Here is a 12,868-nt window from a genome sequence, read left to right as displayed (position 1 = left end):
GCATGCGCTCGTTTGAGGATCTGGTCGCCGAGGCGGTAGCAGCGCCGGTGGAGGGCTGGGACTTCTCCTGGCTGGACGGCCGCGCGACCGAGCAGCGGCCGTCCTGGGGGTATCAGCGGCTGATGAGCCGGCGATTGGCTGGTGTTTCGGCGGCGCTGGATATCCACACCGGCGGCGGGGAGGTGCTGGCCGGTGCGGAGAAGTTCCCGCCGACCATGGCTGCGACCGAATCCTGGGCTCCTAATGCGGCATTGGCCAGTAAGCGCCTGCATCCCCGCGGTGTGGTTGTGGTCGCCACCGGCGACGAGCCACCGCTGCCGTTCGCCGACGAAGCATTCGATCTGGTGATCAGCCGCCATCCGATTGCCGTGTGGTGGAACGAGATCGCTCGCCTGCTGCGGCCGGGCGGCACCTACTTCGCGCAGCATCCCGGTCCGGGGACGGTGTCGGAGTTGGTGACCCACGTCGTCGGGCCGCAGCCGCAGCTGTGGGCGCTCTACGAGCCAGAGGCTCAGCGGGCGGGGGCGCAAGCCGCTGGGTTGCACGTGCTGGACATGCGCATGGAGCGGCTCCGGGCGGAGTTCTTCGACATCGGCGCGGTGATCTACTTCCTGCGCAAGCTGATTTGGACGGTGCCCGATTTCACCGCGGAGCCCTACTACTCGCGACTGCGCGAACTGCACGACCTGATCGCGGCCGAGAGCCGCTTCGTCACCCACCCGACCCGGGTGCTGGTGGAGGCCCGCAAGCCCGGCCGGTCAGCCCTCGGCGCGTAACACATCCAGGGCGTGCTGCAGATCCGCCGGGTAGGGACTGACGATCTCTATCCGCCGGCCGTCGGCCGGATGCGCGAAGGCCAACGATCGTGCGTGCAACCATTGACGTTCCAGCCCAAGCCTTTTCGCTAGCTTCGGGTCGGCACCGTAAACGAGGTCGCCGCAGCAGGGATGATGCAGCGCGGAGAAGTGCACCCGAATCTGATGGGTGCGACCGGTTTCCAGGTGCACGTCGAGCAGGCTGGCCGCGACGAACGCTTCCATCGTGTCGTAGTGGGTGATGCTGTGGCGGCCATCCCTGGTGACTGCGAACTTCCACTCCGGGCCGGGGTGGCGGCCGATCGGGGCGTCGATGGTCCCGCTGGACGGATCCGGATGGCCTTGCACCAGTGCGTGATAGCGCTTTTCCACCGTGCGCTGTTTGAATGCCCGCTTGAGCACGGTGTAGGCGCGTTCGGAAATGGCCACCACCATCACCCCGGACGTTCCGACGTCGAGACGATGCACGATCCCCTGGCGTTCGTGCACACCCGAGGTGGTGATCCGGTAACCCGCTGCCGCCAACCCGCCCAGCACCGTGGGCCCGGTCCAGCCCACCGAGGCGTGCGCGGCCACCGCGGCCGGCTTGTCGACGGCGACGATGTCGTCGTCGGAGTACAGGATCGTCATCCCCTCGATGTCGACGGGGGTGTTTTCCGGCGGTTTGGGCGGCTCCGGCAGCCGCACCTGCAACCAGGCTCCGGCGTTGAGGCGGTCGGACTTACCCGCCGTCACGCCGTCGAGTTCGACACCGCCGTCTTCGGCGATGGCGGCCACGGCGTTGCGGGACAGCCCCAGCAGGCGTGCCAAGCCGGCGTCCACGCGCATGCCCGCCAATCCGTCCGGGACCGGCATCGAGCGCTCGGTCAAGCCTGATCCTCGTTGTTTCCGTCTGCCTTCCGGCGACCGACGGCGTCGAAATCGAAGCCGAAGATGGACAGCACGACCAGCAGGATGGCGCCGCCCACCACCGAGGGGTCGGCGACATTGAACACCGGCCACCACCCGACGGACAGGAAGTCGACAACATGCCCGCGCAAGGGCCCGGGTGCCCGGAAGAAGCGGTCGACCAGATTGCCCATTGCGCCGCCCAGGATCATGCCGAGGCCCAGCGCCCACCAGGGCGAGACCAGCCGTCGACCCATCCAGAAGATGCCGACCACGACGCCGGTCGCGATCAGGGTGAGCACCCAGGTGTATCCGGTCGCCATCGAGAAGGCGGCACCGGAATTACGCACCAGCGTCCACGTCACGGTGTCGCCGATGATGGAGACCGGCTGGCCGGGCGGCAGCAGTTTCACCGCCAGCACCTTGGTGATGATGTCGAGCGCGAGCACCACCGCGGCAACCGACAGGAGCAAACGCAAACGCCGGGCCGGCGCTGGCGGTGCGGAATCCCCGGTTTCGCGGGCTCCGTCGGCGTCACCGGCTGAAGTCAGCGGATCAGCGGATCCTGTTGGTTCGTCAGGCACCCCACCATCATCCACTAATGAGTCTTCATGCCCGGCACGCGGATGGACCCGGCCCGCGTGCGGGATGATCCATTCATGGGCCGTATCACCGTGATCACCACCGGAGGGACGATCTCAACGACCACCGGCACCGACGGCGTCCTTCGGCCCGCGCACGGCGGCGCCCAGCTCACCAGCGGTCTCAGCCCGGCTTTCGACGTCGACGTCGTCGACCTGATGGCAATCGACAGCTCCGAACTCGTCACCACTGACTGGGACCGGATCCGCGCCGCGGTGCTCGCCGCGATCGACAACGGCGCCGAGGGAATCGTCATCGCCCACGGCACCGACACGATGGAAGAAACCGCGCTGTGGCTGGAACTCGGGTACGACGGCAAGGCGCCGGTGGTGTTGACCGGGGCCATGCGCAGCGCCGACGCCCCGGATGCGGACGGCCCGGCCAATCTGCGCGACGCGCTCACAGTGGCGGGTAGCCACAAAGCCCGCGGTCTGGGGGTGCTGCTGTGTTTCGCCGGTCGGGTGTTGCAGCCGTTGGGTCTGCGGAAGGCGGCGACGCAGGATCTGAACGCTTTCGCCGGGCACCTGCTCGGCACCGTGACCGGCGACATGACGCTGACCGGCGTCAAGGTGCGGCCGTTCGTCGGCGACCTGCGCGCCGCCGAGGCGCCGCGTGTCGACATCGCGGCCGCTTACCTGGGTAGTGACGCGGTGGCGCTGGACGCCTTTGCCGCGGCCGGTGCCCGGGGCGTGGTGCTCCAGGCGTTGGGATCGGGCAACGCGGGGGTCGCCGTTGTCGAGGGGGTGCATCGGCTCTGTCGCGCCGGTGTGGTGGTCGCGGTGTCCACGCGGGTCCCCGGTGGCTCGGTCAGCGCGGGATACGGCCCGGGACACGACCTGGTGCAGGCGGGCGCGGTGCTGGTGCCGCAGCTGGCACCCTCGCAGGCCCGGGTGCTGGTGATGGCGGCGCTGACGTCGGGTTTACCCGTTGCCGACGTCGTCGCCCGCTGGGGCTGACGGCGCCGGCACCGAATCCGGTTCCTGCTCGCGCAGTTCGCCGACATAGTCGGGCCAATCCAGGCTGTCGACCGGGTTGGCCGCGACGATGTCCGCCGTATCGATGGGAAACGTGCGGGCCGGGCCAGGTCCCGAACCACGGGTCTCGAACCGGACGGTGACGACGCCGTGGCCCGCCCCCTGCACCCACCCGTGTCCGAACTCGGGGTGCGTGACGTCGTCGCCGATCCGCCACGACGAGCCGTCCTGCCCGGTGAGCAGGGCGGCGCGCATCGTCTCGAAATCCTGGTGCGCCTCCGTCTCCGGTGACAGGTCCAGCTCCGGAAACAGCGATTCCTGGCGCACGTCACTGAGGCCCGAAAACCCAACGCCCAGAAGGCGAATCGGGCCGATCTGCAGCGGATCCAACAGCAGCCTGCGGGCCACCGCCGTCAGGGCGCTCGCTTCAGCCGTCGCATAGGGCAGCGTCGCCGAGCGGGTCAGGGTGCTCATGTCGGACTTCTTCAGCTTCACCGTCACCGTGCGCGCGCCACGACCGTCTTTGAGTAGCCGGCGGTGCGCGTGCTCGGCGATCGGCTCGATCGCCTCCCGCAACTGGTCCAGGGTGGTCAGGTCCGCGGCGAAGGTGGACTCGGCGCTGATCTGTTTGGCTTCGGCCCGTTCGGCGACCGGTCGGTCGTCGATGCCGCGGGCCAGGCGGTGCAAAGCCGGTCCGATGGTCGCGCCCAGAATGTTGGCGACTTCCGCATCGCTCAACGCGGCCAGTTGTCCGATGGTCTCGATGCCGAGCCGGTGCAACTTCTCCTCGGCGACCGGGCCGATCCCCCACAGCCGCCGCACCGGCAGACCATCGAGCAGCAGTCGCTCCTCGGTGCGGCCCACCACCCGGATGCCGTCGGGCTTGGCCAGGCCCGAGGCGATCTTTGCGATCTGCTTGCCAGAGCCCGCGCCCACCGAGGCGATCAGGCCCGTCTCGTCCCGGACCCGCCGGCGCAGCATTTCGCAGAATTCCGCCGCGTCAGAGGCTGACGCCCCGACGAGCTGCGACGGCTCCCCGAATGCCTCGTCGAATGACAGTTGCTCGACAACGGGCACCAGGCTGCGGACCGTGTCGAAGACGCGGCGGCTGGCCACGCCGTAGACGACTCCGCGCGGCGGTAACACCACCGCGCCCACACCGACCAGTCGGCGGGCCTGGTGCATCGGCATCGCCGAACGGGCGCCGAACACCCGCGACTCGTAACTCGCTCCGGCCACCACACCCCGGCCACCCAGGCCGCCCACCAACACCGGACGGCCCCGCAGGGTCGGCCGGGTGAGTTGTTCCACGGAGGCGAAAAACGCGTCCATGTCCAGGTGCAGCACCCAACGGGACTCCACGGGTACCGATGCTATTGGGCGGCGCCCAGGCGAGGTTCCCGGCGTGCGGTGGGCGCACACCCCCGGGCGCCACAAGCCGATTTGCGAAGAAGCTGCCGATTACCGGGGCGTAAATACTTCGTTATGCACACGTTTAAGGAGTCGTTTTCCGGGTCATTCAGGGTAGGCGAATGCGCTCTGCTCAAGGCATGCATCAAGGGAGATGGCTATGTCGGTGTTAATTGCGCCCGAATGGGTTGAGTCGGCGGCTCAACAATTGTCCGGAATTCGGTCGGCAATAGCCCAGGCTTCCCAATCCATTATCGGTTCCACCACCGCCATCGCGCCGGCAGCCGCCGACGAGGTCTCAGCTGCCATCGCAGCCATGTTCGGTGATCTCGGACGAGAATTTCAGGCACTCAATGCTCAGACCCAAGCCTTCCATGCCGACTTCGTCAGGACGCTCAATTCAAGCGTCAACGCGTATCTCGGCGCCGAAATTGCCAATGCCGAAAGGGCTTTGGCGGGCATCGCGCCGTTGGTGGCGGGGGCGCCGGCGGCATCGATCCTGGACGGTCTCGGGAACCTCGGCGCATTGTTCGGCAATCCGGGCGCACTACTGGGCGGCGTAGGAGTTTTCCCGCCCCTGCAATCTTTATTACCGGGAATTGTCGGTGCGACTCCCGGGCCCACTCCTCCGAGTTTGGCCGCGATCACCGGGCCGTACGAGAGGCTCGTTTCCAACACCATCAATAATCTGCAGAGCCTCGGCAATGGCCTGGCAGCTAACCCATTTCCTTTCCTTCGGCAGTTCATCACCAATCAGTCGAACTACGGGCACATCATCGCCACGGCGTTCACCAACGCGAGTCAGCACCTGAGCAGCGGGGCGGCCGCGAGCCAGATCCTGACCGACCTGGCTCCCATCGCCTCGATACCGGGCCGGATCGGGCAGAACGCGGTGAACGTGCTGGCAACCCTCACCGACTTCTCCTACTCGGTCGGCGTCAACCTCGCTGACCCGTTGCAGATCGGCGCCGCATTCTTCGGATTGCCGATAGCACTGGGCATCGACGTCATCGGTTCGCCCATCACCACGGCAGACGCCATCGCGTCGGTGGGCGCCGCTTTCAGCAGCGCAGTCCAAAGTGGGGACGGGTTCGGTGCCGCGGTCGCGGTTCTCACCGCCCCGGCTGTCGTCACCAACGGCTTCTTGAACGGCCAGTACACGTTCGGGGTGACCCTGCCGGGGGTGCCCCTGCCCGTGCTTGGCGGACTTCCCGCCATCACCGTCCCCCTGCACGCGAGCATCCCGGTCGGAGGGATACTGACACCCTTATCGACGGTGACGGTCAACATCGATCCGCTGCCCGGAAGCCCCATCGTCAGCGTGCCGATGGGCGGCACTCCCACCGGCGGAATCCTGCCCGGACTCCTGCTTTACGCACCGCAACAACTCGCACAGGCAATCGGCGCAGCGCCCCTGCCGAGCCCGCTCCTTCCCTTGCCACAGATCACGGTGCCGGGCGTGCCATCGCTGGGGTCGCTGCTCCCCGGGTTTAGCCTGCCCGGTCTGCCGTCTCTGCCCGGGCTGACGGGATCACCGCTTCCGCCGCTCCTATAACGGCGTCAAGTCGCCGCGAGCTCAATATCGTTGTCGGACTGACTCGTTGCCCAATCGACGTAGCGGTCGATGCCGGCCCAGATCTCCACCTCAGGTGCAAAGCCGATGCTGCGCGCCAACTCGATGTTCGCCGGATAGCGCGCTACTTCCCCGGGCCGCGCCGGACCCGTGGACACCCGCACCTGAAACTTGCCGGCGATGTATTCGGCGATGTCGCGCACGCTGGTGTTGATGCCGCTGGCGAAGTTGATCGCGCGGCCCTTGAGGCCCGGGTTGTCCAGGACCAGCAGGTAGGCGCGCACCACGTCACTGACATGGAGGTAGTCACGGGTGGCCGTGCCTTCACCGAAGACGGTGAGATCCGCGCCCGCCATCGCCTGACGCACGAGTATCGGGATCAACGCGCCGAACGCGCCGCTCTTCTGCCGCTCGCCGAAGATGTTGAACGGGCGGACCACGCTGACGTCCATGTCATAGGAACGGAAGTAGGAGTAGCACAACCGGTCTGCTGCGGCTTTCGATGCGCCGTACGGACTGTTCGGCATCAGTTCGGCTGTCTCGTCGAGGAGTTCGTCCTCACCCAGGTCCTGCCCGTCGCCGTACACCTCACAGGTCGAGGCGTAGACAACGCGCGATCCGCTCCGGCGGGCCGCCTCGAGGATGTTGTAGGTGCCCATCACGTTCGTGTCTAGAAAGCTTTTCGGATCGCTGAGTGATTTGTCCACGTTGACGTTCGCGGCCAGGTGGAAGACGACGTCGTGCTCCGGCACCGTCTTGGCGGTCAGTTCGGCGTCGGTCACCGAGCCGAAGACGACATCGGCCCGCTGGTCGGCCCTCAGACGGCCGGTGTTCCTCTTGGCGGCACTCGACAGGGTATTGAGAACGGTGACGCGATGCCCCACGGCGAGCAGCGCCTCGGCAAGGTGGCTTCCCTGGAAACCAGCTCCCCCAGTGACGAGAATCCTCACCGCACAATGCCCTTCACGAAGCCCTTCACGAAGCCCTTCACGAAGCCCCTCACATTGCCCCCACGTTCCGTGCCGTTCTTCGCTGAACCGGCTCATAGCTTAACGGCCCGTCGTGGCGCGCCGGGTTAAGCGGCCCCGACACGTACGGTGGCCGATAGAGATTGAAGGGGGTTCCTCGGTGTGTCCGTCGAATACCGGATCCGCTGACGTCGCGCTTGAAGTCCGTCAGGAGATCCAAGCCTGGGCTACCGATCCGGCCCTGGCCGAGCTGGTGCAGATGTTCGGCGGAGCCGTTCCGCCCGACCTCGGTCTCGCCGAACGGTTGGCATGGCTCGACGAGTTCAGCACCGTATGGGACTACCGGGCACGGGCCCGCGCTGGTGCGGGCCGGGTGCACAACCAGGACGCCGCCGGCGCCGTCCGGTGGCTGATCCCCCGGCTCGATATGCCTCCCGCGCAGCTGGACAGGGTCGTGGCGCTTGCGGACCAGCTGGGCCTTATCGGTGAATCACAGCCCAACGCAAACGATTTCGACTACCTTCTAGTGATCGGCGGCGGCCGGTACACCAATCGGCTGCGGGTCGGCTACGCACGCGAGTTGGCGACCGGGCGGCGCATCGGCCACGTGGTGCTGGCCGCGGCATCGCGCGGACTCATGGATTCTGAACGCGACGCCGTAGCCGTCATAGCCCCGCACGCCCGCACCGAGTTCGACCTGTTGGCCGCGGCGGCCGGTGAAGAGTTGGGGCTGGACATCCGACAGGTTCAGGATCACGCGCAGCGACGAATCGATCGGCCTCACCACGACCGGGCCGTCTGGCGATTTCCGCCGGACAGCAACGACTGGGGTGTCCCGGTCACCCTGCTGGAAACGCCGTCGCCGGACCCCGACAACCGCCGGGCGAACTCCGGCGACACCTATACTTTCGCCGCGCAAACGGTGGGCATGCACCGCTCGACGTGCCTGTTGGTAACCGGCCAACCAGTGGTTCCCTACCTGCACTTCGAGGCGCTGCGCACGCTCGTGTTGCCGTTCGGAATCCGTTTGGAATCGGCGGGATTCGGGGTCGAGCGCTACAACCGGCTCGGCGAGTTGGACGAGCAGCATCCGGCCAAGATTTTGCAGGAGGCGCGGTCGGCGATCCGGTCTGCACGCGCCGTGGCCGAACGGCTCACCCAGGAACAGTGATACCGCACGGCGTGGCCGCCGGATAGGTACCCGACACCGGCCGGGGCCGCCCCTGCGGCGGCCAGGGCAACAGACCCAGGTTGCCCAGATAGCGCAGCGGGCTGGTGTGCCTGCCGTCGGCATGGACTTCGAAATGCAGGTACCCATCGGCTGATTCGGCTTCCGGGCCGACGGTGCCGATCGATGTGCCGGCTGCGATTTCGTCGCCCACCCGGTGCTTGCGGTCGGACCGGAACACGTACACCATGTCGACGTCGGTGTTCGATACCACCACCTGCCGCAGCCCGTAATCGTCGAGATCGGCTGTGCGACTGATGGTCCCGGATAGGACCGCATGAACGGCGGCTCCGGGCGCAGCGGCGAGGTCGATGCCGGGGTGGAAAGCGCCCGCGCGCGGCCCGTAGCCCGCCCCGATCGCGAGGTGCTCGCGCTCGATCGGCAGGCGGGCGCCCACTTCGGCCGGATCGAAATCGCCCTGGACACGCCTGCGGTAGTCGGCCATGAGTAGCTCGACCTCCTCGCGGGCGTAGCCGAACAACAGCGCGCGGTCGTACGGCACGCCGTAGTTCAGCCGGCAGTCCGGATCGATTCTGCGGTAGTGATCGACCTTGGCGACGCGTTCGGCCAGCGTGGACCAGCCGTGGTGCACCAGGCGAACGTCGTACACCATGCCGATGCGACCGTGTTCGGTGATGTTCGCGGGCCAGTGCGGATTGTGGATCATCCTGGTCCCGGCCCGCAGTCCCGGTCGCCAGCGCCAGAACGGTCCGCGCACCGACTCCGCCGGCCCCATGATCGGGATCATCTCCGGGAATTCGGGATCATGCCACGTCGGAATCATCGGGCACATCAGCGCCGCGACATCAGCGGGGGTGCCTGCCAGCACCTCACGGACGTCCACGTCGGCTTCCACCACCTGGTCGGAATCGATCATCGCGATCCAGTCCGGGCGGCAGAAATCGGCCATCCGGTAAAGCAATTCCAGCCCCGGCGGTTCCGGAATGAGCCACGGTGTTTGCGGCAGATCCGACCGGGCCCGCACCAGGTTCGTCACCGCCGGGTGTTGAGCCAGGATGTCGGCGGAGTTGTCGGTGCTGCGGTCGTCGATCGCGTAGATGTCGTCACACCAGCCGGACAACGAATCCAGGACCCGGGGCAGGATATCCGCACCGTTGTGCACCCGGAACAGTCCCAGTACCCGCATCGGTCGCCTCCGTTCTTCTCTGCTTAAACCGATACCCGCGCGATGGAGACCCGAACCCCGTCGCCGATCTCCGCCCCGTCCGTGGGCTCACCGAATTCGAAACTGGTGGCGAGGATTTCACCGGCGATCAGGTCACGATGCGTCGCTGCCCACGCGGCCCGCTCACCAGGCACCGACATGACCACTGCGATGCGGTCGGACACCTCCAGACCGGTCGACTTGCGCAGCTCCTGCAGTTCCCGGATGCGGTCCTTGGCCCAGCCCTCTGCCTCCAATTCCGGCGTGACGGTGCCATCGAGCACCACGAGCCCGGCGCCGCCGGGCAGCGCCGCGGTGAATTCCGGGTCGGCGGCCACCAGGCGGGAGCTGTACTCCTCGGGCTGCAACACAGCGGGCCCTGCGGTCAAGGTGCCGTCCGGGTTGACCACGCCCTCACCCGCTTTGACGGCCTTGATGGCCGCCTGCACGTCCTTGCCCAGGCGCGGGCCGGCGACCCGGGCATTGACGGTGAGCTCGAACCGGCCGTAGGTGTCGATCGCGTCGGTCAAATCGACCTGCTTGACGTTGAGTTCGTCACCGATCAGTTCGGCGAAAGGCTGCAACTGGTCCGGGTTCTCCACGGCCACCGTCAGTTTTGGCAACGGCAACCGCACCCGCAGCTTCTTGGCCTTGCGCAGGGAGGACGCGGCCGAGCACACGTCCCGCACCTGGTCCATCGCGGCGACCAGATCGGGATCGGCGGGAACCACACCCGGCTGCGGCCAGTCCGTCAAGTGCACCGAACGCCCGCCGGTCAGGCCGCGCCAGATCATCTCGGTGATCAGCGGCAAAAGTGGGGCGGCCAGCCGTGCGGTCACCTCCAGCACCGTGTGCAGGGTGTCGATCGCATCGGCGTCTTCCACCCAGAACCGCGAACGCGACCGGCGCACATACCAGTTCGTCAACGCCTCGGTGAACTGCCGCAGCTGTTCGCAGGCGCCGGAGATGTCGCAGACGTCCAGCGAAGCGGTCAGGTCATCGCGAAGGACGGCGAGCTTGGCCAGGATGTAGCGATCCAGCACATGCGCTGAATCGGTGCGCCACACACCCACTTTCGGCGCGTACAACGCCAGGAAGCTGTAGGCGTTCCAGAACGGCAGCAACACCTGCCGCACTCCGTCGCGGATGCCCTGTTCGGTGACGATCAGGTTGCCGCCGCGCAGGATCGGCGAGGCCATCAGGAACCACCGCATGGCGTCGGAGCCGTCGCGGTCGAACACCTCGGTCACATCCGGGTAGTTGCGCAGCGACTTGCTCATCTTCTGCCCGTCCGAACCGAGCACGATTCCATGCGCCACACAGGTTTTGAACGACGGCCGGTCGAACAGCGCGGTCGCGAGCACATGCAACGTGTAGAACCAGCCGCGGGTCTGCCCGATGTACTCGACGATGAAGTCACCCGGATAGTGAGCTTCGGCGTCTCCCGCCGCCCCACCCAAGAACCAATCCTCATTCTCGAACGGGTAATGCACCTGCGCGTAAGGCATTGAGCCCGAATCGAACCACACGTCGAGCACGTCGGAGATTCGGCGCATGGTGCTGTTGCCGGTCGGATCGTCGGGGTTGGGGCGGGTGAGCTCGTCGATGTAGGGCCGGTGCAGATTGTCCGGCCGCACCCCGAAGTCACGTTCCAGCTCGTCCAGGCTGCCGTATACGTCGATGCGGGGGTAGGCGGGATCGTCGGATTTCCACACCGGAATCGGGGTGCCCCAGTAGCGGTTTCGCGAGATCGACCAGTCGCGCGCACCCTGCAGCCACTTGCCGAACTGCCCGTCCTTGACATGCTCGGGATACCAGGTGATCTGCTGGTTGAGTTCCACCATGCGGTCGCGGAACTGGGTCACCCGCACGAACCACGACGACACCGCCCGGTAGATCAGCGGGTTGCGGCAGCGCCAGCAGTGCGGGTACGGGTGCTCGTAGGTCTCGTGCCGCAGCAACACCGCTCGGTTGGCGGCGGCGGGGCCGCTCTGATTCTTCAGGTCGCGGATGATGTGCGGGTTCGCCTCAAAGACATGCTGTCCCTGGTAATCCGGGACCGTCGCGTCGAAGCGTCCCTTGGAGTCGACCGGCGTCACCGGCACGATCCCGACCGGGTCGGTCGTCGCCATGTCGTCCTCGCCGTAGGCCGGAGCCATGTGCACCAGCCCGGTGCCGTCCTCAGTGGTGACGAAGTCGGCGGAGAGCACCTGAAAGGCCTTGGGCGAGTCCAGGAAATAGGCGAACGGCGGCAGATAGCGAACGCCAAGTAGATCTGCGCCCCGGTAGGTGCCAAGCACTTCGGGCTCTTCCCCGAGTTCGCGGGCATACGCGGCGAGCCTGGCCTCGGCCAGCACGAAACGCCGATCGCCTTCCCGCACTTGGACATAGGTGACCTCGGGATTCACCGCGACAGCGAGGTTCGACGGCAGGGTCCACGGCGTCGTCGTCCAGATCAGCAGGTACGCGCCAACAAGTTCGTCGTAGGGAGCCGCGGCCTCGGTCACCTGGAAGCCGACGGTGAGAGCGGGGTCCTGGCGGCTCTGGTAGACGTCGTCGTCCATCCGCAGTTCGTGATTCGACAACGGGGTCTCGTCGCGCCAGCAATAGGGCAACACCCGGTAGCCCTCGTAGGCAAGGCCCTTGTCCCAGAGCTGTTTGAACGCCCAGATCACCGACTCCATGTAGCTGAGATCGAGTGTCTTGTAATCGTTGTCGAAGTCGACCCAGCGCGCCTGGCGGGTTACGTACTGCTGCCATTCGTCGGTGTAGCGCAGCACCGACGCACGGCACGCGTCGTTGAAGGCGGCAATGCCCATCGAGTCGATCTGAGACTTGTCGGTGATGCCCAGCTGGCGCTCGACTTCCAATTCTGCGGGCAATCCGTGTGTGTCCCAACCGAACCGGCGCTCCACCTTGTCACCGCGCATGGTGCGGTAGCGCGGAACGATGTCTTTGACGTAGCCGGTCAGCAGATGCCCGTAGTGCGGCAGGCCGTTGGCGAACGGGGGCCCGTCGTAGAACACGTACTCGGGGGCGCCGTCCCGGCGGGCGATGCTGGCGCGGAAGGTGTCGTCGCGGAACCAGTAATCGAGCACTTCGAGTTCGAGCGCCGGGAAGTCGGGCGCACCACTGGCCAGCTTCGGATAGGCCGTGCGGTCGGCCTCGAGTTCAGGGTTGTCGCTCACGTGGGTAGTCTCCGGTG

At 66.7% G+C, this 12,868-nt stretch carries 10 protein-coding genes; 4 read left to right on the top strand and 6 right to left on the bottom strand.

Annotated features, from left to right (window positions below; genetic code table 11):
* Positions 1–2 precede the first annotated feature (2 nt).
* Positions 3–776: a class I SAM-dependent methyltransferase gene (locus tag C0J29_RS13350; RefSeq protein ID WP_120794713.1), complete on the top strand. Its 774-nt coding sequence runs from the start codon at positions 3–5 to the stop codon at positions 774–776.
* Here C0J29_RS13350 and C0J29_RS13345 read toward each other — a convergent pair.
* Positions 759–1,685, bottom strand: a complete 927-nt coding sequence (locus C0J29_RS13345; RefSeq protein WP_065163797.1) for an RluA family pseudouridine synthase — start codon at positions 1,683–1,685, stop codon at positions 759–761. The two genes, C0J29_RS13350 and C0J29_RS13345, sit on opposite strands and share 18 nt — an antisense overlap.
* On the bottom strand, positions 1,682–2,287 hold the full coding sequence (gene lspA, locus C0J29_RS13340) for a signal peptidase II (protein ID WP_082994252.1): 606 nt from the start codon (positions 2,285–2,287) through the stop codon (positions 1,682–1,684). Before lspA ends, C0J29_RS13345 begins: the two co-directional genes overlap by 4 nt.
* A gap of 75 nt (positions 2,288–2,362) precedes the next feature.
* Here lspA and C0J29_RS13335 point away from each other — a divergent pair, with 75 nt between their 5' ends.
* Positions 2,363–3,301: an asparaginase gene (locus C0J29_RS13335; protein ID WP_120794712.1), complete on the top strand. Its 939-nt coding sequence runs from the start codon at positions 2,363–2,365 to the stop codon at positions 3,299–3,301.
* On the opposite strand, the gene C0J29_RS13330 is transcribed toward C0J29_RS13335, so the two are convergent.
* Positions 3,266–4,681: a DNA polymerase IV gene (locus C0J29_RS13330; RefSeq protein ID WP_120792608.1), complete on the bottom strand. Its 1,416-nt coding sequence runs from the start codon at positions 4,679–4,681 to the stop codon at positions 3,266–3,268. The two genes, C0J29_RS13335 and C0J29_RS13330, sit on opposite strands and share 36 nt — an antisense overlap.
* 208 nt (positions 4,682–4,889) lie before the next feature.
* Between C0J29_RS13330 and C0J29_RS13325 the strand changes: the two genes are divergently transcribed.
* Entirely contained in the window at positions 4,890–6,284 is a 1,395-nt protein-coding gene (locus C0J29_RS13325) for a PE family protein (protein ID WP_162951453.1), read from the top strand.
* Positions 6,285–6,289: 5 nt separating this feature from the next.
* Here the strand turns inward: C0J29_RS13325 and C0J29_RS13320 are convergent, their stop codons facing one another.
* Complete coding sequence (locus tag C0J29_RS13320) at positions 6,290–7,252, bottom strand: dTDP-glucose 4,6-dehydratase (protein ID WP_120792606.1); 963 nt, start codon at positions 7,250–7,252, stop codon at positions 6,290–6,292.
* Positions 7,253–7,430: 178 nt separating this feature from the next.
* Between C0J29_RS13320 and C0J29_RS13315 the strand changes: the two genes are divergently transcribed.
* A complete protein-coding gene (locus C0J29_RS13315) occupies positions 7,431–8,441 on the top strand; it encodes a hypothetical protein (RefSeq protein WP_163761734.1) in 1,011 nt (336 codons plus the stop codon).
* Here C0J29_RS13315 and C0J29_RS13310 read toward each other — a convergent pair.
* Positions 8,425–9,645, bottom strand: a complete 1,221-nt coding sequence (locus C0J29_RS13310) for a peptidoglycan DD-metalloendopeptidase family protein (RefSeq protein WP_120792605.1) — start codon at positions 9,643–9,645, stop codon at positions 8,425–8,427. The genes C0J29_RS13315 and C0J29_RS13310 overlap by 17 nt on opposite strands.
* A 23-nt stretch (positions 9,646–9,668) precedes the next feature.
* Entirely contained in the window at positions 9,669–12,851 is a 3,183-nt protein-coding gene (gene ileS / locus C0J29_RS13305; RefSeq protein ID WP_120792604.1) for an isoleucine--tRNA ligase, read from the bottom strand.
* Between the last annotated feature and the right edge of the window lie 17 nt (positions 12,852–12,868).

Origin of the sequence: Mycobacterium paragordonae, from assembly GCF_003614435.1 — a bacterium.
Taxonomy (GTDB): Bacteria; Actinomycetota; Actinomycetes; order Mycobacteriales; family Mycobacteriaceae; genus Mycobacterium; species Mycobacterium paragordonae.
This window is presented reverse-complemented; position numbering and strand designations above follow the sequence as displayed.

What these genes read in the sequence shown, in the direction of transcription:
- C0J29_RS13350 (WP_120794713.1), top strand. Translation starts at nt 3, where the DNA reads ATGCGCTCGTTTGAGGATCTGGTCGCCGAGGCGGTAGCAGCGCCGGTG.
- C0J29_RS13335 (WP_120794712.1), top strand. Translation starts at nt 2,363, where the DNA reads ATGGGCCGTATCACCGTGATCACCACCGGAGGGACGATCTCAACGACC.
- C0J29_RS13325 (WP_162951453.1), top strand. Translation starts at nt 4,890, where the DNA reads ATGTCGGTGTTAATTGCGCCCGAATGGGTTGAGTCGGCGGCTCAACAA.
- C0J29_RS13310 (WP_120792605.1), bottom strand. Translation starts at nt 9,645, where the DNA reads ATGCGGGTACTGGGACTGTTCCGGGTGCACAACGGTGCGGATATCCTG.